The sequence below is a fragment of the Hyphomicrobium sp. 1Nfss2.1 genome (assembly GCF_965243865.1).
Lineage (GTDB): Bacteria > Pseudomonadota > Alphaproteobacteria > Rhizobiales > Hyphomicrobiaceae > Hyphomicrobium_A.
On the sequence record NZ_OZ251603.1, the window covers coordinates 1160429 to 1177150 of the forward strand.

At 62.7% G+C, this 16722-nt stretch carries 20 protein-coding genes; 10 read left to right on the forward strand and 10 right to left on the reverse strand.

Annotated features, from left to right (window positions below; genetic code table 11):
• Positions 1–13: 13 nt before the first annotated feature.
• The 5 genes from ACP15D_RS05785 to yajC are packed head-to-tail and all read right to left on the reverse strand — an operon-like array spanning position 14 to position 4332.
• Entirely contained in the window at positions 14–823 is an 810-nt protein-coding gene (locus ACP15D_RS05785) for a squalene/phytoene synthase family protein (protein WP_424956598.1), read from the reverse strand.
• A 54-nt stretch (positions 824–877) separates the two neighbouring features.
• On the reverse strand, positions 878–1255 hold the full coding sequence (locus ACP15D_RS05790; RefSeq protein ID WP_424956599.1) for an Mth938-like domain-containing protein: 378 nt from the start codon (positions 1253–1255) through the stop codon (positions 878–880).
• Between the two features lie 25 nt (positions 1256–1280).
• Positions 1281–2327 carry a protein translocase subunit SecF gene (gene secF / locus ACP15D_RS05795; RefSeq protein WP_424956600.1) on the reverse strand — a complete coding sequence of 349 codons (1047 nt, stop codon included), beginning with the start codon at positions 2325–2327 and terminating at the stop codon, positions 1281–1283.
• Between the two features lie 11 nt (positions 2328–2338).
• Entirely contained in the window at positions 2339–3952 is a 1614-nt protein-coding gene (gene secD, locus ACP15D_RS05800) for a protein translocase subunit SecD (protein ID WP_424956601.1), read from the reverse strand.
• Positions 3953–3993: 41 nt separating this feature from the next.
• The gene (yajC, locus tag ACP15D_RS05805) at positions 3994–4332 is read right to left on the reverse strand and encodes a preprotein translocase subunit YajC (RefSeq protein WP_424956602.1); all 339 of its coding nucleotides are present in this window, start codon (positions 4330–4332) and stop codon (positions 3994–3996) included.
• Positions 4333–4574: 242 nt separating this feature from the next.
• Here yajC and ACP15D_RS05810 point away from each other — a divergent pair, with 242 nt between their 5' ends.
• The 3 genes from ACP15D_RS05810 to ACP15D_RS05820 are packed head-to-tail and all read left to right on the forward strand — an operon-like array spanning position 4575 to position 6172.
• Entirely contained in the window at positions 4575–5459 is an 885-nt protein-coding gene (locus ACP15D_RS05810) for an ATP-binding protein (protein WP_424956603.1), read from the forward strand.
• Positions 5460–5478: 19 nt separating this feature from the next.
• Positions 5479–5844 carry a hypothetical protein gene (locus tag ACP15D_RS05815; RefSeq protein WP_424956604.1) on the forward strand — a complete coding sequence of 122 codons (366 nt, stop codon included), beginning with the start codon at positions 5479–5481 and terminating at the stop codon, positions 5842–5844.
• 34 nt (positions 5845–5878) lie between these two features.
• Positions 5879–6172 carry a hypothetical protein gene (locus tag ACP15D_RS05820; RefSeq protein WP_424956605.1) on the forward strand — a complete coding sequence of 98 codons (294 nt, stop codon included), beginning with the start codon at positions 5879–5881 and terminating at the stop codon, positions 6170–6172.
• A gap of 24 nt (positions 6173–6196) precedes the next feature.
• On the opposite strand, the gene ACP15D_RS05825 is transcribed toward ACP15D_RS05820, so the two are convergent.
• Positions 6197–6511 (reverse strand): hypothetical protein, encoded by a 315-nt coding sequence (locus tag ACP15D_RS05825; protein ID WP_424956606.1) that lies wholly within the window; start codon positions 6509–6511, stop codon positions 6197–6199.
• A 170-nt stretch (positions 6512–6681) separates the two neighbouring features.
• Here ACP15D_RS05825 and ACP15D_RS05830 point away from each other — a divergent pair, with 170 nt between their 5' ends.
• A complete protein-coding gene (locus tag ACP15D_RS05830) occupies positions 6682–6969 on the forward strand; it encodes a DUF3175 domain-containing protein (protein WP_424956607.1) in 288 nt (95 codons plus the stop codon).
• Between the two features lie 11 nt (positions 6970–6980).
• On the opposite strand, the gene ACP15D_RS05835 is transcribed toward ACP15D_RS05830, so the two are convergent.
• Positions 6981–7628, reverse strand: a complete 648-nt coding sequence (locus tag ACP15D_RS05835) for a polymer-forming cytoskeletal protein (RefSeq protein ID WP_424956608.1) — start codon at positions 7626–7628, stop codon at positions 6981–6983.
• Between the two features lie 254 nt (positions 7629–7882).
• Between ACP15D_RS05835 and ACP15D_RS05840 the strand changes: the two genes are divergently transcribed.
• The 5 genes from ACP15D_RS05840 to ACP15D_RS05860 all read left to right on the forward strand — a co-directional run bounded on the left by ACP15D_RS05840 (position 7883) and on the right by ACP15D_RS05860 (position 11825).
• On the forward strand, positions 7883–8185 hold the full coding sequence (locus tag ACP15D_RS05840; RefSeq protein WP_424956609.1) for a hypothetical protein: 303 nt from the start codon (positions 7883–7885) through the stop codon (positions 8183–8185).
• A gap of 180 nt (positions 8186–8365) precedes the next feature.
• Positions 8366–9019, forward strand: a complete 654-nt coding sequence (locus tag ACP15D_RS05845; RefSeq protein WP_424956610.1) for a Crp/Fnr family transcriptional regulator — start codon at positions 8366–8368, stop codon at positions 9017–9019.
• Positions 9020–9073: 54 nt separating this feature from the next.
• Positions 9074–9490: a thioesterase family protein gene (locus ACP15D_RS05850; protein ID WP_424956611.1), complete on the forward strand. Its 417-nt coding sequence runs from the start codon at positions 9074–9076 to the stop codon at positions 9488–9490.
• A 145-nt stretch (positions 9491–9635) separates the two neighbouring features.
• Positions 9636–10601 (forward strand): polysaccharide deacetylase family protein, encoded by a 966-nt coding sequence (locus ACP15D_RS05855; protein ID WP_424956612.1) that lies wholly within the window; start codon positions 9636–9638, stop codon positions 10599–10601.
• Positions 10602–10679: 78 nt separating this feature from the next.
• Positions 10680–11825: an EipA family protein gene (locus tag ACP15D_RS05860; RefSeq protein ID WP_424956613.1), complete on the forward strand. Its 1146-nt coding sequence runs from the start codon at positions 10680–10682 to the stop codon at positions 11823–11825.
• A gap of 52 nt (positions 11826–11877) precedes the next feature.
• Here the strand turns inward: ACP15D_RS05860 and ACP15D_RS05865 are convergent, their stop codons facing one another.
• From ACP15D_RS05865 to ACP15D_RS05875, 3 genes are all read right to left on the reverse strand, one after another.
• Positions 11878–12597 carry a L,D-transpeptidase gene (locus tag ACP15D_RS05865; protein ID WP_424959176.1) on the reverse strand — a complete coding sequence of 240 codons (720 nt, stop codon included), beginning with the start codon at positions 12595–12597 and terminating at the stop codon, positions 11878–11880.
• Positions 12598–12823: 226 nt separating this feature from the next.
• Positions 12824–14521: a tetratricopeptide repeat protein gene (locus ACP15D_RS05870; protein ID WP_424956614.1), complete on the reverse strand. Its 1698-nt coding sequence runs from the start codon at positions 14519–14521 to the stop codon at positions 12824–12826.
• A gap of 89 nt (positions 14522–14610) precedes the next feature.
• Positions 14611–16137, reverse strand: a complete 1527-nt coding sequence (locus tag ACP15D_RS05875; RefSeq protein ID WP_424956615.1) for an NAD(P)H-hydrate dehydratase — start codon at positions 16135–16137, stop codon at positions 14611–14613.
• A gap of 223 nt (positions 16138–16360) precedes the next feature.
• On the opposite strand from ACP15D_RS05875, the gene ACP15D_RS05880 reads away from it, so the two are divergent.
• A complete protein-coding gene (locus ACP15D_RS05880; protein WP_072374820.1) occupies positions 16361–16699 on the forward strand; it encodes a P-II family nitrogen regulator in 339 nt (112 codons plus the stop codon).
• Positions 16700–16722: the final 23 nt, after the last annotated feature.

A 16722-nucleotide genomic window follows, 5' to 3' on the forward strand; every position in this document is an offset into this window, starting at 1 on the left:
CGCCCCTTCCGGACTAGAAGCGCCCAAGCCTCTTCGCAACGTAGATCCGCCAGACGCGTGTCAGCGGCGAAATCGTTGCTTGCTCGTCGATGAGCTCGGAACCAAGCCCCTCCAAAGCCGTCAAATAGGGCTCAACAAGGGCAACCGGCAGTATGACATCGCGAATGGCTGCCGGCGCAAGCGGCGCAAGTCGCCGCACCTCCGCCATTTGGGCACGCGTTCGGGCGATCAGCACACCGGTGATCATCTCCCAGTCCCCGGTGTTTGGCGCCACAAAAGGATTGTGCCCCCTGCGCAGCAATCCCGGCAGCGCGCGCATGAGTTGTACCCGCCCGTAGGCCTGCGACGCTGCCCCGATCAGCTCCGATCCTTGAGGGGCCCCTATACCCAGCCGACGGACCGCCCATCTGAATACCGAGCCCTGCCCCATCGTCGCGAAAGCCTCGACCGCGCCTGGCCGGCTCAACGCCCCCGGGTGCAGCAGTTCCTCGTAGGCGTCGATGACCGATATTGCGTCCTCGACCGCCTTGTCATCGGCACACAGCAGCCGCTGCACACCCTCCGCCACGGGAGAGCCCGGCGCTTCGCCCGAACCGCGGTTGTCGATGACGTCCCGCCACCATTGCAGACGGATCGCTCCGATCGTCGGCTCATGCACGTTGACTGGCACGCGCGCGATCTCGCCATGAAACGCGGCGATCGCCATCAGGTCTAACCGGGCGGCTTTCGGCGACAGCAGAGCAGCGAGATAGCGATCGTAGTCGAGGTCACGCGCTGCCTGGCGCACCTCGCCTTCCGCATCCACCTGCGTCGTCTCGCCCATCCTCGATGCCCAACGATGCTGGCCGCCGGGAAACAGCCTTACGCGACCCCGAGCTCAAACCGCAATGAAAGCCGCACCAAAATCGCGTCCTTCGGCCAGCAGCACGTTATAGGTGCGCGCAGCAGCGCCCGTGCTCATCGGCTCGAGCCCAATTCCAGCGTCTGCAAAGAGTTTTCGCACGGGCTCGGGCGGCAATTGATGCTCCAGACCCGTCCCCAGCAATACGAACGACGCGCGCGGCAGCTCTTCGATGAGCTTGGCGCAATCGTCCGGCTTCAAGTCCTGCACCGCCGTCACGTCCCAGCCGTACATCCCGCTCGGCACGACGATGACCGAACCCCGGTGGCTCATGTCGGCAAAACGGAACCCACCGTTGCCATAGGCATCGACGGGTGCGCGGCCAGGAAAATGCGCTTTGCCCGTCGTCGACATGCGACCCTCCGGGCTCAACCTCGATTCAGCGGGCAGCCTTGTTCGGCACCTGACGGCCACCACTGCGCGCCGCTTTGTTCGCGCGGTCAGCGCCCCCCGAAGTAGCTGGCGCGATCACCGGCCCAGCATCCGCTGGCTTTGGAGCCGACCCCACCGTGTCACGCTTTACGCCGAGATAGCCCAGCAGCGGCGCCGCGATGAACATCGACGAATACGTACCGATGATGATGCCAAACAGCATCGCAAACGAGAAGTTGCGGATCACCTCGCCGCCGAAGACGAGCAGAGCCATGATGCCAGCGATGGCGGTCATGCCCGTAAGGATCGTGCGCGAAAGCGTCTCGTTGATCGAGAGGTTGAGAAGGTCATTGAGGTCCATACGCTTGAACTTGCGCAGGTTCTCACGAATGCGGTCCGACACGACGACCGAGTCGTTCACCGAGTAGCCGAGAATGGTCAGCAGCGCCGCGACGATCGATAGGTCGAACTCGAGACCCAGCAGCGAGAACACGCCGATCGTGACCAGCACGTCGTGAAGGAGCGCCACGACCGTACCCGCCGCGAACTGCCATTCGAACCGGAACCACACGTAGATGATGATGGCTATGATCGAGGCGAATACCGCGATCAAGCCGGTCCGCCGCAATTCGCTCGATACGGCAGGTCCCACCACTTCGATACGCCGCTGCGTATATTCCGGCCCGAGCGTGTCGATGACTTTCTTCATCGCCACTTGCTGCTCGGCTTCACCGCCCTTTTGCTGCTCCACGCGGATCAGCACGTCGGTGTCCGAGCCGAAGCTCTGGATCTGCACCGAGCCGATGCCCAGCGCGTTCAGCTTCTCGCGCATCTCGCTGAGCGGCGCCGGGCCGTTTTTGTGCTGCACTTCGATGAGTGAGCCACCGACGAAGTCGACGCCGTAGTTGAGCCCCTTCGTGAAGTAGAGGCCCAGCGATCCCGCCATGAAGATCAGCGAGAGAGCGAAGCACACACCCTTGTAGCGCATGAACGGTATGCGCAGGTTATGCGGGAAGAAGTCGAAGCCCTTGAAGTCGGGAACGGGGAAGAACATCGTTTTCCTCTTTAGACCGGCACTTCGACGATACGGGACTTACCCTTGCTCTTGATCCAGAGCGAGACCAGCAGTCGCGTCACGGTCACGGCAGCGAACACCGACGTCAGAATACCGATCGTCAGCGTGACAGCGAAACCGCGGATCGGTCCCGAGCCGAGCCAGAACATGATGATTGCAGCAGCCAGCGTCGTCAGCTGGCTGTCGAGGATCGTGATCCACGCGCGCTGGAAGCCCTGGTCGATCGCAGCGATCGGCGATTTCCCGGCACGCAGTTCCTCACGGATGCGCTCATAGATGAGCACGTTGGCGTCCACCGCCATGCCGATGGTCAGAACGAAGCCGGCGATGCCCGGCAGCGTCAGCGTCGTTCCGATGACGGTCATCAGCGCGATGATCAGGAACCCGTGCACGATAAGGCCCAGCACGGCGAAGATACCGAACGTGCCGTAGGCGACGATCGTCAGGATCGCGGTCGCCAGACAGCCGACGAGACCAGCAAGCTTGCCCGCCTCGATCGAATCCGCGCCGAGCGATGGACCGACCGTACGCTCTTCAACGATGGTCAACTTCGTCGGCAGCGCGCCGGAGCGAAGCTGTACCGCGAGCGTGTTCGCGCTATCGACGGTGAACTGGCCCGAAATCTGACCCGAGCCGCCAAGAATCGGCTCGCGGATCACCGGCGCCGACAGCACCTTGTTGTCGAGCACGATGGCGAACGGCTGACCGACACTGTCCTTCGTATAGTTGCCGAACTTGCGCGCGCCCGACTGATTGAAGCGGAACGAGATGATCGGCTCGTTGGTGCGCTGGTCGAAGCCCGGCTGCGCATCGGTGAGATCCTCACCCGACACGATCGGCGATTCCTGCAACAGATAGTTGCGGCCCTCTGCCTCCACGCCTGGATAGACCTTGTACCCAAGCGGCGCGCGCGTCTGCGTCGCTTCCTCGGCTGACATGGTTGGGTGGACGGCATGGAAGGTAAGCTTGGCGGTCTGTCCAATCAGCTCCTTGAGCTGCTTTGTGTCCTGCAGGCCGGGGAACTGAACCAGGATGCGGTCCGAGCCTTGACGCACCACCGTTGATTCAGACGTACCCAGCGCGTTGACGCGTCGGTCGACCGTCTCGATGGCCGCGCTCGCCGCACTCGATATGCGATGCTGCATGCCCGCCGGCGTCGGCGTGATGGTGATCGTGTTGTTGCCCGACGTCTCCACCGCGAGATCGTTGCCGCCGCCCCCGAGCATTGCGGTTCCGATCGGCTGAATGAGCTTCTTGAGCGCCGTCACTGCTTTGTCGAGATCTTCCGGCTTCGTCACCTTTACCTGGACAGCCTGACCAACGATGCCAAGTCCAGTGAAGCCGATCTTCTCCTCGCGCAACTGTTTGCGGGTGTCGTCGCGGATCGCGTTGAGCCAGTCCTTCTCCAGCTCTTTGGTGTCCATCGCCAGAAGCAAGTGGGCACCACCCTGCAGATCGAGACCGAGCGGCAGCTGCTTATGCGGCATCCACCACGGCCACTTCTCGACCGTCTCCTTGGCGAAGAAGTTCGGCAGCGTGAACAGCACACCCGCCAAACAGACGAGCGTGACCGCGATGATCTTCCAACGTTCGAAGTGCAGCATCTGTCAACCGATCCCGTTTGCGCGATTGCGGCGGAGCGCTCTCACGCCGTCTCTTTCGCGGCCTCACCCTTGCCACGTACGTCCATCAGCGTCGACTTGACGACGCGAACGCGCAGGTTGTCCGACAGCTCGACCTCGACTTCATCCGAAGTATCCGACGCTTTGAGGACCTTGCCGACGAACCCGCTCGACGTAACCACCGTGTCGCCCCGGCGCACCTGACCGATCATCTCGCGATGCTGCTTGGCGCGCTGCTGTTGCGGACGGATGACCAGGAAGTAGAAGATCACGATCATGATCAGCATTGGAAACAACAGTCCGCCGGCTCCGCCGAGCGGATCACCGCCTGCTGCCTGAGCAAATGCTGGTGTGATGAACATGCTTCCGTCCTCTTAGGGGTGTTGGGCAACAGCGGTCGATTTCTGCGCGCGCGCAGCCAGGAGCGTCTGCTCTGCCAGAAAAGTGCCGTGGACTATAGTGGCCGACGCTTCCTTTGCAACCGAAAGGCCAATGGTGCGCCGCCACAGTATTAGAGTGACTTGACGCCAGTCGGCGCTATAGAAGCACCCACCCTCTCACGGCAAGCAAAAAGCGCCATGCACCCGAAAATGCGGGATCAACGATGAACGATGAAGCCGCGATTCTCGACCGTCTAGACCGCCTAGCCGCCGCATTGGAGCGCCTGGCTCCCCGTGCCCCGGAAAAGCCCGATTTCAATGCCGCGGAAGCCTTCGTCTGGAGCGCCGAAGACCAGCGCTTTGTCCCGGTCCCAGCGGTCAACCGTATTCCCTTGCAGCTTCTGAAAGGCGTTGAGAACGTCGCCCCGCAGCTCGTCGAGAATACTGAACGTTTCGCGCTTGGGCTGCCGGCCAACAACGCCCTCCTGTGGGGCGCGCGCGGCATGGGCAAGTCGTCTTTGGTAAAGGCGGCTCACTCGGACGTGCGCCAGCGCCTGGCCGCCAAGCTTTCCGCATCAGGCAGCGACCTGAAGCTGGTAGAACTCCATCGCGAGGAGATCGCATCTCTGCCCCAGTGCCTGGCGCTGATGCGCCAGAGCCCCCACCGTTTCATCGTCTTTTGCGATGACCTGTCCTTCGACAAGGACGACACGACCTATAAGTCGCTGAAGGCGGTGCTGGAGGGCGGCGTCGAGGGCCGTCCGGAAAACGTCATCTTCTATGCCACGTCCAACCGGCGTCACCTGATGCCGCGCGAGATGGTGGAGAACGAGCGCTCGACAGCCATCAGCCCCTCCGAAGCCGTCGAGGAAAAAGTCTCCCTATCGGACCGCTTCGGCCTCTGGCTTGGCTTCCACAATGGCACCCAAGATCAATATATCGACATGGTCCGCAGCTACGCCAAGCACCACAACTTCAACATGGCGGATGACGAACTGGTACGCGAGGCATTGGAGTGGAGTGTCACCAGGGGTGGCCGATCCGGCCGCGTCGCATGGCAGTTCACACAGCATCTCGCCGGCAAGCTCGGACTTCACCTCCGCACCTAGCGGAATCCCGGAACGCACCATGGAACGTGCCCCCATGCGCATCCTGTATCGGGCCATCGCAGCCCTCGCCCTGACGCTCGCCTTCGCCCTGTCCCCAGCTGCCGCCCAGGATTTCGTCGGCAAGTGGAGCCTCGACCCCGCCAATTGCGGCGTTCCTCAAGAGAGCGAGAACGCACCCCTCGTCATCGCCAAGGACCGTTACGACCAGCATGAAAGCCACTGCGCCTTCAAATCCGTCGAGGGCGGCAACGGCGAGTGGAAGATTGGCTCCGAATGCACGGTCGAAGGCAGTGCCATGCCCTACGACTTCAGCCTCACCCTTTCAGGCGACACGCTGACCGTCACCGACAGCGGTGGGCCGCGCGACTTCCTGCGCTGCAAATAAAGCGACACCGCTCACCCCAGACGGGCACTTCAAAATGCGAATATTTCGCGCATTGATGGCAGTGGCTCTGCTGGCGTGTCTGTCGCCGCTGATCGCCATGGCCATTGCCGATGCGATTGCACAATGGCACGGCTGCAAGCTCGACCTCGTCGCGGTTCACCCGTGCATCGTCGGTGGAGAGGACATCGGCCACACCCTGCTCACGCTCGCGTTCATGGGCTATTTCCTGATGGCGACGTTTCCCATCGCTATCGGCGCCCTCTCGCTCTGGATCATCATTGAGATCGCCGTCTGGTGGCGCAGGCGCGCAGCTAGGACATCCGGCTAGCGCCTCGATCCACCTGATAAGCTGCTAGGCGAGGGAGCGGGGTTTGCGAACGGGAGGAGGCGAGCCTGCACGCCTCAAAAGATGCACCAGCTCCGCAACGAGCCAGACCGTCACAGTCAAGATCAGCAGCGGCACGCTGAAGAAGGTGCCATAGCTGAAGGTGCCCAGCACTTGCACCAACGACCCGATATCGCTTCCGCCCACGACGCAGGCCAGCGGCATGCCGATATCGTACTGGCAACCAGCCGCGTAGGCCACGATGCTCGCCGCCAGCGCCGCCGCGATTGGCAGCAGGCACAACACCACTACGGCACCAGCCATTTTCCGGAAGATACTCAACGCCGCCTCCCACACCTCTTCAGGCTCCGAGCACGGCCAATCTAGTTCAGGCAGGCAAAGAAATAGGCTCCGGTGCCTTCGCGCATTTGCGCAAAATGCTCGCAATAAGCCTTACGGCGCCTTCGCATTCTCCTGGTCTTCTGGAACTCCAGGAAGCTGAGGATCTGTCCATGACCGACAAAGCCCAAAAGTGGTCAAAGGAAGTCACCGAGCACGACCACCCGTTCGATCTTCCTTCGGGGGTTTTCAAGTCAGCCGACCCCGACGTGATCGCCGCGGCATTGCAGCACTCCGCCGAGGATCCAAAGCGCGGATCCGACGATCCCTATCGCACGGCAATGTCGATGCTCGACTTCTACATCAATCGCGCCGGCAAGAACCTGTCGGGAGCCGACCGCTCCGCGCTCGATCAGGCGAAGGTCGCTCTTCGCAAGCGCTTCGGCCGCGCGACTGATTAACGCCGCCCGAATTAGCGGACGGCGACGTTCACCGTCTGCGCGGCGCCCGAAGTTGCACCCGACATATCCGCGACGACGACGGCAAAGCTGGCGCGCGGATCATCGGTGCCGTCGTGTCTGAACAGCACCGTGCCTTCCTCGAGATCGGCCTGGGTAAAGGTGCCGACGGGGCTCACCGGATCGTTGGCGAGCACCACAAAGCCGTTTCGCACCTGGGACACGGTGAAGGTAAGATTTTCGGCGCTGTCGTCGGGATCGAGCGCAGATAGATCCTGCAGCGTAATGCGCACGACATTTCCTTTGCCGACCGACAGATCGAGATCGCCCGAGATCGACGGCGGAATGTTGCGCATCTCAGCCGAAAGCTGACCGCCCATCTCCATCGCCAGCTTGCCGTACTTGACGTTGCCGACGACTTCTCCGCTCTCCCGGATGCTGATCAGCTGGCGCACCACGACGTCGCCCTGGAGCATACCGCGCACATCGGCCTGAGCGACGTTCACTCTGCCGAAGCAGCGACCGCCCGGTTGCACGACCAGCATCTCGCCCTCGATCTCACCCTCGATGTAGCCGAAGACTTCGATGCGCCGGGCATTGCGCACGCCTCCTTTGAGGAAGGTGTCTTCCCGGATGATGAGTACGCGAGACGGATCTTCCACGGCAGGCCCTCATTCCCCAACGCCAAGAGGCAGCATTCTGATCAGGATTAAGCCACCTTGGTGACAACCAGGAGCGCGAATGCCCCACGAGGTAAACGCCGCGCGGGGCGTCTCCCATCCGCAACTAGGCGGACACACTCGGCACACAATCCACAGACCTCGGAGGTTCCTCGTCTTGAGATCGCAAGGCCGCAGGAGCAGCTTACGGCTCACTTCGTTGCTTAATTTCTCAGCGCCCGCATTTGGAGGGGTAAATGTCCAAGTTGAGATCCTGCGTTCTCGTGGCCGCCGCCAGTCTCTGCGCCCTCGCGCCGACGATTGCCGCTGCGGCGCCCGCGGTTCCGCGCGGCGCGACCGACTGCCGTGGCTTCCGCGCCGTCGGCAGCGGCTTGACCGAGAGCATTGCCTCTCTGATGGCCACCCAGGGCGCCATCAATCTGGCTGAGAACCGCGGCTTCACCGTGATCGGCGATGCCAAGCTGCAGTCTTGCTCGTCCGGTGGTGTGTTCGGCGTCGAGTGTGCCGCGACCTCCTACGCCTGCAAGGTGCCGCACTAATCGCCTGCCCGTCGCAGCGAACGTTTCGCGCCCGGCATAGACCGCGGTAGCCTGCCGTACTGGACAGCGATCTACCGCTGTCCAGCGCTTTGTGCGTCGCTGGACAACAATTCACTTGATCGTTGCCATAATGCAACATATAGTCGCGTTATTGTAAAAGCGTACCGAGCAGCCGCCGCCATGCTCACTATTGCAGACCATTCGATTTCTTCATGCCGCGCCAAGTCAGTCGACGGCGACCACCGCGCGCTGACCAGTGGCGAGATCCTTTTCCGCGAAGGCGAGCCGCGCACCCACATCTATCGCGTTGAGAAGGGTGCAGTCTGCCTCTTCAAGCACCGCCCCGACGGCACGCGTGACGTCATCGAATTTGCTTTTCCCGGTGACCTTGTCGGTCTCGGCTATGTCGATCACCATCTGTCGGGCGCGCAAGCGACCATGGACACGATGCTGACCTGTACGCCGCGCGCGATCGCAGAGCCTGAGCCCGTCGCAGCGCCTGTCGCCGTCAACGGCCTTTCGGCCGCCATCGAGCGTGAGGTCGCATTCCTCAACGAAGCGCAGCGGCGCGCGACCATCGCCAAACCCCTGGGGCGCATAGCAGCGCTGTTCGTGACGCTCTCGCGCTGCAATGCCTATGAAGGCCGAGACCCCGCGGTTCTTACCGATTCCGTGAGTTGCGGCGTCGTAGCCGGCTACCTCAACATGAGCGTCGACGACCTCAGCCATTGGCTCTCCGAACTCGCCGATCGCGGCCTCGTTGAGCCCTGCGATCGCGGTCTCCGTCTCAAGAACCTGCACGAGTTGGAGAGCCTCGCCGAAGCCGCGGACTAATCGGGCAACGCGCGCTATAGTCCGCGCCCCACGCTGCCGAGGTCACCCCAATCCATGCCAACCGAAAACGCCCCCGCCGATCCGCTTCAACCCGGACGGACCGGCACGGCATCCGTCGTCGTAACACCGGCACAGATGGCGCCTCACCTCGGCAGTGGCCGCGCGCCAGTATTTGCCAGCCCGGCCATGATCGCCCTCATGGAAGCCGCCGCCGTAGACTGCGTTGAAGATGCCCTCGCTCCCGATCAGGAAACGCTGGGCATCCACCTCGACGTCCAGCACATCGCCGCCACACCGGAAGGCCTGAAAGTCACCGCCACCGCCGAGTTGATCGAACGCGACGGCCGCAAACTCGTGTTCAATGTCGAAGCTCGTGATGAGCGCGAACTGGTCGGCCGCGGACGCCACACCCGCATCATCGTCGACAGCCCCCGCTTTCGCAGCAAGGTCGCCTCCAAGCGCCCGGCTTGAGTACAAGCGCCACAACACCCCCGAAGAATTCGCATGTCACACGCCATGCGCGTGCGGCAAATTCCTTGCGCGCGCAGCGCAAATCTCCGCACAATGGCGGGGAATCAAGCAATAAGCCTGTGAGGCAACCTCCGGGAGGTTTCGGATGCGCGCTATTCTCACGAAGTCGTTGATCGCTGCTGCCCTCGTAAGCCCGTTTGCATTCCACGTAGCCGGCGCACAAGCCCAGCAGATGGGTCCGACAATTCCACCTCCACCCTCCCAGCAGGCGGCACAAGAGCCGGCACCGACACCTGCGCCGGCGGCAGCGCAAACCAGCGAATGTCCTGGCAACCCCAACCCGCTCGGCGTCTCCCGCGTTGTCGAGATTGACACCACCGGCGGCCCAGGCTTCGGCTTCCAGCACTACAAGATGTATGACTTCCTCAACCCGAAAGAAGTCGTGCTGACGTTCGATGACGGCCCGCTGCCCAATCGCACCACCGCCATTTTGAAAGCGCTCAACGCCGAGTGCACGCGCGCGATCTTCTTCTCGGTCGGTAAGGTGGCCGCTGGCTATCCCGACATCCTTCACGACGTTGCCAAATCCGGCAACACGATCGGCGCCCACACGATGGATCACAAGGATCTGTCGAAGATGACGATCGACCAGGCCAAGGACGAGATCGAGAAAACCTTCAGCGTTCTCCATCGCGCTGTCGGCGGCCCGACGGCTCCATTCTTCCGCTTCCCGTTCCTGCGCCACTCTCCCGAGACGCTGAAATACCTCGCCGACCGGAACGTTGCTGTCTTCTCGACCGATATCGACAGCTTCGACTTCAAGGGCACCAAGCCCGCCCCGCTGGTTAAGCGCATCATGGCCAACCTCGACAAGCGCGGCAAAGGCATCATTCTGATGCACGACATCCAGCCGCACACGGCGGCGGCCATGCCCGAGCTTCTCAAGCAGCTTAAGGCTGGCGGCTACAAAGTCGTGCAAATGGTCCCGAAGGCTCCTATCCAGACCTTGCCCGAGTACGATGAGATGATTGCCAAGGACATGAAGGGCATGCCCACGGCACTCAGCGATCGCCCGATGACCTCGGTCGTGAAGACGATTGGCGGCCAATAATCGGCCACATACGTCTGGTCGACCTGCGCGGGCCAACCTTCAATCGGGCGCATTCTGCAACCGGATAGAAGTCCCTCAATGCGTCGATCGATCTCGTCCGTTCTCCTTGCCGTGGCAGTATTCGCCCTCATCCAGCAGCCCGCGCGAGCGGACTGCAAGGAAGAGGATTTTGCCGCTGCGGTCGACAAGTCCGGTGCCCAGCTGCGCGCCTTCAATGCAGAGGCCCTGCCGAAGCTGCAGGAGAAGCTGAAGCAGCTAAAAGACAAGAAGGGCTGGAGCGACGCCGACTACGAGGACAAGGCGATGGCCACCGTCCGCGACGATCGCACAACCAAGCTCGACGCCGATGCCGAAGACCTGATCATCAAGATCGATCAGCTCGGACGCCCTCCCGAGAATGGTCCGATCGACTGCACCAAGCTCACTGAACTGGAGGCGGCTGGCCTTGAGTTGCTGGCCGTTATGAAGGCGAAGTCGACCTACACACTTTCCAAGCTCGACGCCGCCATCGGAGGCAAGCAGGTCGCCGCACGCTCTGCCAAGGAGCCGGCCCCTATCGCACCGGCTCCTACTTCGGCTTCAAGACCGGATGCGGTTCCGCCCAAGCCGGTTTCCAAGTCTGCAACCCAGAAGTGGGCCACCGAGACCACCCCCCAACGCGCGGCACCGTCCGAACCCGGCGTCACGACGCTGGAGCCGGGGCCTTCCGTCGCCATTCTCGAGCCCCTGCCGCCCGATGAGCCGGGCTACACCATCGACGAGATCCGCGAGATCTCGCGTGGCTTCTTCGGCACCATCTCCACCGAGCTTGGCAGCGTCATCGAGTATGCCTTCTCCAGTGCCGGCCGTCCGGACGGCTACGTGCTCGGCACAGAAGGGGGAGGCGCCTTCCTCGCCGGCGTCCGCTACGGCAGCGGCACATTGTATTTGCGCTCGGGCGGCAGCGGTAAGGTCTACTGGCACGGCCCGTCCATCGGAACCGACCTTGGCGCTTCTGGCTCACGCACCATGTTTCTCATCTACCGACTTCGCGAGCCTGAAGGCATTTACCGCCAATTCACCGGCATCGATGGCTCTGCGTATTTCATCGGCGGCGTCGGCATCACCTTCTTGAAGGGCGGCCCGGTGATCATGGCGCCAATTCGCACAGGCCTCGGCTTCCGCATCGGCGCCAATATCGGCTACATCCGTTTCACGCCCAAGCAGACCTGGAACCCCTTCTAACGCAACCGGGCGCCACTCGGGCGCCCGGAAAATGCATCACTGGTGGTCGGGATTACCAGGTGTTGTAGCTTCCGCCATACTGCTTCTTCTTCGCTTTCTTCGGCGGCTGGCTGTAGCCGAACAATCCGCCGAACGGCTGGAAGGTCGGCTTCGGCTTTGCAACCCGGCGACGCGGGCGCTCGGCAACCGCCGGCGAGTAAGGCGGCTGTCCCACCACCGTTACGCGCGTCATCTGCTTTCCGTGTTTTTGCACGAGGTCGTAGAAAACCTTGGCATTCTTCGGATGCGAGCGCACGCAACCGTGCGAGGCCGGACGCCCGAGATTGCGCAGATCATTCGTGCCGTGCACCGCGACGCCCCGGTTGAAGAACACCGAATAGGGCATCGGCGAATTGTGATACTGCTTGGAGTAGTGCATCCGCGCAGTGTAATGCGGCGTATAGGTGCCCGTCGGTGTTTTGTAGCCGCCACGCGCCGATGAGATCTTCCAGCGTGCGATCTCGCCGTTTTTGTCCGAGACCGTCATTGTCTGACTTGCAAGGTCAATCCGAGCGAAGAGCGTCGGCTCCGGCGGCTCGAGCGCTGCTCCTTCTTCCGACCCGTTAGCCGCTTCCTCAGCGGCCGGCAGCGCAACGTCGATCACCTGAGAGGCTGAGTGAGCCGGAGCTTGAGCCCCGGGGTTTGCTGCCGCCACAACCATCGACGTTTCAGCCTTCGCAGACGCAAAGCCAAAAGCGGAAATCGCCATAAACAATGCAACAACCCAACGCATCACTCTTCACTCTCTCCTCAAACGCCGCCCGATCACTGCACTAAGGTAATTGGTGAACGATGCAGAAAGCTTAATATCGACGCCAGTTTAGCCATCTAAGCCGCAACGACTTGGCAATGCCCCGAGCTTCCCATTGAGGCGGGTAAGGAGCAACCAGCCAAAGCCATGTCTCGACCGACACCGGCATTTCTCGCCGCGCGTGTAGCCGATCGGCAGCACCGCCGGTTCAGTTGAAGAGGAACTGGAACAGCGTCTTGGGCTTCGAGCGGCGCCGCTCACGACGCTCCCCCTGCGCTGAGGAATCGAGCTGGCCCCAAGGCGACCAGAACCCCGATTCCGAGCTGGAATAGCGCCGGTTGTCTGTCCCGCGAGCCACGTTGGCCCTGAGGATGAATTCATCGGTAGCGCCATCGACGCTCGCAACGACGACGCGGTCATCCTGCCAGGTCCAGCTCGCCACCTTCTTTCCTTCACGATGCGGCTCGATGCCGACGACCGTGTTGTTGGAAAGATCGAGGATGGCGACTTGCTCGACTTCTTGCGGTCCCGTCGGCCCAGCGACGGCTCCAGCCGAGAAACGCAGCGTCGCTATCCCGCGCAGAGGCGGTTGCTTCAGCTCCCACTCCAGAAGCTGCGGCTGCCCGTCACCGGCCATTTCCAGCGGAATGCGCAACCGGCGAAACTTGTCGCTGACCGCATAATAGCGCGTCCCCTGCTGTACCACGCGCCAGCTGTCGACGCCGGCCCCCGCTACCTCACGGTCCTCGGAACTACCCGTATCGGCACCAAGGCGCTGCAGCCCGTCCGTCGCCATCTTGAGGCGCGGCTTCAAAGCTACCGCGCGCTTATAATCCGCGATGGCCTGATCGGTGCGCCCCTGCGCTTCTTCGATCTCGGCACGCGCCCAGAGCACCTCGGGCCCATCAGGATCCAGTTTCTCCGCCGTCTCGGCATCCTTGATGCCGACATCCGTCTGGCCACTCTTCTTGTAGGCCACTGCGCGATAGGCGAACGCAATACCCGACCGCGGGTCGAGCTCGATCGCGCGGTTGAGATCCGAGAACCCTTCCTCGTAATTCTGCGCGATGGCGTTCGCCAGCCCTCGCGCCGCGAACGCCCGCGCCGAGCGCGGATCGAGCGTCGTCGCCTGCGTGAAGTCCTTCAACGCGGCGCCAGCGTTGTCGGACGCCAGGTACGCCTGCCCCCTGATCAGATAGAGCTCTGGGTTATTGGCGTCGAACGCGATCGCCCGCGACAGGTCCTCGATCGCATCCTGCAACCGCATGGTATCGAACTTCGCTTCGCCGCGACTGCGGTAGGCCGCCGCAAAGCGCGGATCCGCCGTCACCGCGCGCGAAAAATCTCGGATGGCCGCGTGCGGCCGGCCGACCGCAAGATGCACCCGACCCCGCCCCGCCAGCGGTGCCGCCGATTGCGGCATCAGACGCACGGCCGCAGTGTAGTCGCGGATCGCCAGATCGCTCTGCCCCAGCTTCGCGTAGGCACCGGCACGGTTCGACAGCGCCGCCGCATACCCGGGCGCCAGCACGACCGCGCGGTTGAAATCCTTGATGGCTTCTTCTGGATAGCCAAGCGCCAGCAGCAGGTTGCCGCGATTGTTGTAGATCGCCGCATATTCCGGAAATAGCTGCGCCGCGCGATTGAAGTCGTCGATCGCCAGTTTCGTCTGTCCGAGTCGGGCATAGGCGACAGCACGGTCGGTGAGAATCGTGGCCCGCCGGTCATTCGGCAGCGAAGTGTCTTTCAGTGCGTCGGTATAGCCGGCGACTGCCTGTCCCGCGTCACCCCGCACCAGAGCCGTCGCGGCATCCTGAGCTTTGACAGCCGCATCACCCGCGGCCGCAAGCAAGCCGCCACTGAAAAGCGGCATCACGGCGATGGCGAGGACTGCCCGTCTAAGCATTCGCAACCCGTCGGCTTCGATCGAAGCGGCGTCCCTTTCCGCCGCGAATCCAGCATAGGCCATTAGATGCCGATTGTGGCACCCAATAGTTATAGGACTGCCGGTCCCGCAAGCGCCCGCAGAACCGCAGGGATCGTCTCAGGGATGTCCTCAGCAATGAGCCCTGGCCCGAAAGCCCCGGCGGCTGCCCCGTGCAGCCACACCCCGGCACACGCCGCCGCGAACCCCGGCATGCCCTGTGCCAGTAATCCTGTGATAATGCCGCCGAGCACGTCCCCCGCGCCCGCCGTCGCCAGCCACGGCGGCGCATTCTCGTTGATTGCCGCGCGGCCATCGGGGCTCGCGATGACCGTATCGGCCCCCTTCAGCACCACGATAGCGCCCGAGCGAAGCGCCGCGGCGCGCGCCCGGTCCAGCTTTCCCTCGCCTCTTATATCGCTGAAAAGGCGATGAAACTCACCCTCGTGCGGCGTCAGCACCACCGGGCGGTCGGGAGACGCACCAATCATCTCGAACAGTGCCGATGCATCCTCGGCAAATGACGTCAGCGCGTCGGCGTCGAGCACCGTCGCAGCGCCTGACGTCAGAGCCGCATCGACCAACTGACGCGTCGACGCGCCGACACCCAGCGCCGGTCCCATCAGCACTGCGTTCTTGCGCTTGTCGGCGAGGATCGCAGAGAGCCCCGCGGCACCCTCGAACTCCAGCAGCATGATCGCCGTGAGGTGCGCCGCATTGATGGCGACAGCATCCGGCGGGCTCGCCACAGTCACCAGCCCAGCGCCGGCGCGCAGCGCCCCTCGAGCCCCCATACGCGCCGCACCCGTATGCGCCGCAGGGCCCGACACCACCAACGCATGGCCGCGGCTGTATTTATGTCCGTTTAGCTTCGGCCAAGGAAAGCTCGCGGACCACAGCCCGGGCGCATTTGCCCACGTCTTGGCATTGATCTCCCCAACCACTGCGTCAGGCGTTCCGATGTCGCCGACGGCCACCGGGCCACACAACGCTCGCCCCGGCATCAAAAGGTGGCCGGGCTTACGCCTGAAGAACGTAACCGTTCGGGTGGCCTCCACCACCGGCCCCAGCGCCTCGCCCGTGCTGCCGTTAAGACCGCTCGGGACGTCGACAGCAACGACTGGGACGGGGCTCTCGTTCAGCGCCGCGATGACCTCCGCCGCGATGCCAGTGATCGGCCGTGCAAGCCCGGCACCGAACAGCGCATCGATCACCAGGTCGGCACCCTTGATGATGTCCGGCGAGAGGCGCTCGACCTCACCACTCCAGCGCTGCGCCATCGTGGCCGCATCGCCCTTCAGGGCGCCAACCTCGCACAACAGACCAAGCTGGACATCAGCACCCCCCTCCTGCAGGTAGCGCGCAGCGACGAACCCGTCTCCGCCGTTGTTACCCGGCCCGCATAGTACGACCACCCGGCGCCCCGCGGCCAGAGCCGCCCGGGCTTCCCGCGCCACGAAGCGCCCCGCGTTGTCCATCAGCGTGAGGCTGGGAACGCCGGCTGCAACCGCAAGCTGATCAGCGCGCCCCATTTGCGCGTTTGTTAGCAGGACAAGGTCGTCGGGAGTGCCAATTAATTTAGCGAATTGCTTGTCCATCAGACGCCTGCCGATTGCACGTGCTATCTTTATATGCAATCTGCCCAACTCCTAGGCAGATACTTTGCGGCTTAAACAGCCATGCCGCTCTCAGCGACAAATAAGGTGCTGTATTTGCAGAACCTTATTTGTGCCCAAGAACTGGCATGCGCCATGCTAGCTACTCGCCGTTCGCGCAAGCCGCCCTTGCAGGAACCACATAAATTCGGAAGGCCAAGGGGTCATGAAGAAGATCGAAGCCATTATCAAGCCATTCAAACTGGACGAAGTGAAAGAAGCCCTTCAGGAAATAGGCTTGCAAGGCATCACCGTGCTCGAGGCAAAAGGCTTCGGTCGCCAGAAAGGACACACCGAACTCTATCGCGGCGCCGAGTACGTCGTCGATTTCCTCCCCAAAGTTAAGATCGAAGTCGTTCTCCCCGATGAGATGCTGGACAAGGCAGTCGAAGCCATCCAGAAGGCGGCCAAGACTGGTCGCATCGGCGATGGCAAGATATTCATATCCGCGATCGATAACGCCATCCGGATCCGCACCGGCGAAACCGGTTCCGACGCGATCTGAAGCATCTGAGGGGGCCGCGATCC

Coding starts and splice junctions, on each gene's coding strand:
- ACP15D_RS05855 (WP_424956612.1), top strand. CDS start 9,636: ATGCGCGCTATTCTCACGAAGTCGTTGATCGCTGCTGCCCTCGTAAGC.
- ACP15D_RS05870 (WP_424956614.1), bottom strand. CDS start 14,521: ATGCTTAGACGGGCAGTCCTCGCCATCGCCGTGATGCCGCTTTTCAGT.
- ACP15D_RS05815 (WP_424956604.1), top strand. CDS start 5,479: ATGGAACGTGCCCCCATGCGCATCCTGTATCGGGCCATCGCAGCCCTC.
- ACP15D_RS05810 (WP_424956603.1), top strand. CDS start 4,575: ATGAACGATGAAGCCGCGATTCTCGACCGTCTAGACCGCCTAGCCGCC.
- ACP15D_RS05790 (WP_424956599.1), bottom strand. CDS start 1,255: ATGTCGACGACGGGCAAAGCGCATTTTCCTGGCCGCGCACCCGTCGAT.
- ACP15D_RS05860 (WP_424956613.1), top strand. CDS start 10,680: ATGCGTCGATCGATCTCGTCCGTTCTCCTTGCCGTGGCAGTATTCGCC.
- ACP15D_RS05820 (WP_424956605.1), top strand. CDS start 5,879: ATGCGAATATTTCGCGCATTGATGGCAGTGGCTCTGCTGGCGTGTCTG.
- secD (WP_424956601.1), bottom strand. CDS start 3,952: ATGCTGCACTTCGAACGTTGGAAGATCATCGCGGTCACGCTCGTCTGT.
- ACP15D_RS05840 (WP_424956609.1), top strand. CDS start 7,883: ATGTCCAAGTTGAGATCCTGCGTTCTCGTGGCCGCCGCCAGTCTCTGC.
- ACP15D_RS05830 (WP_424956607.1), top strand. CDS start 6,682: ATGACCGACAAAGCCCAAAAGTGGTCAAAGGAAGTCACCGAGCACGAC.
- ACP15D_RS05880 (WP_072374820.1), top strand. CDS start 16,361: ATGAAGAAGATCGAAGCCATTATCAAGCCATTCAAACTGGACGAAGTG.
- yajC (WP_424956602.1), bottom strand. CDS start 4,332: ATGTTCATCACACCAGCATTTGCTCAGGCAGCAGGCGGTGATCCGCTC.
- ACP15D_RS05845 (WP_424956610.1), top strand. CDS start 8,366: ATGCTCACTATTGCAGACCATTCGATTTCTTCATGCCGCGCCAAGTCA.
- ACP15D_RS05875 (WP_424956615.1), bottom strand. CDS start 16,137: ATGGACAAGCAATTCGCTAAATTAATTGGCACTCCCGACGACCTTGTC.
- secF (WP_424956600.1), bottom strand. CDS start 2,327: ATGTTCTTCCCCGTTCCCGACTTCAAGGGCTTCGACTTCTTCCCGCAT.
- ACP15D_RS05785 (WP_424956598.1), bottom strand. CDS start 823: ATGGGCGAGACGACGCAGGTGGATGCGGAAGGCGAGGTGCGCCAGGCA.
- ACP15D_RS05850 (WP_424956611.1), top strand. CDS start 9,074: ATGCCAACCGAAAACGCCCCCGCCGATCCGCTTCAACCCGGACGGACC.
- ACP15D_RS05865 (WP_424959176.1), bottom strand. CDS start 12,597: ATGCGTTGGGTTGTTGCATTGTTTATGGCGATTTCCGCTTTTGGCTTT.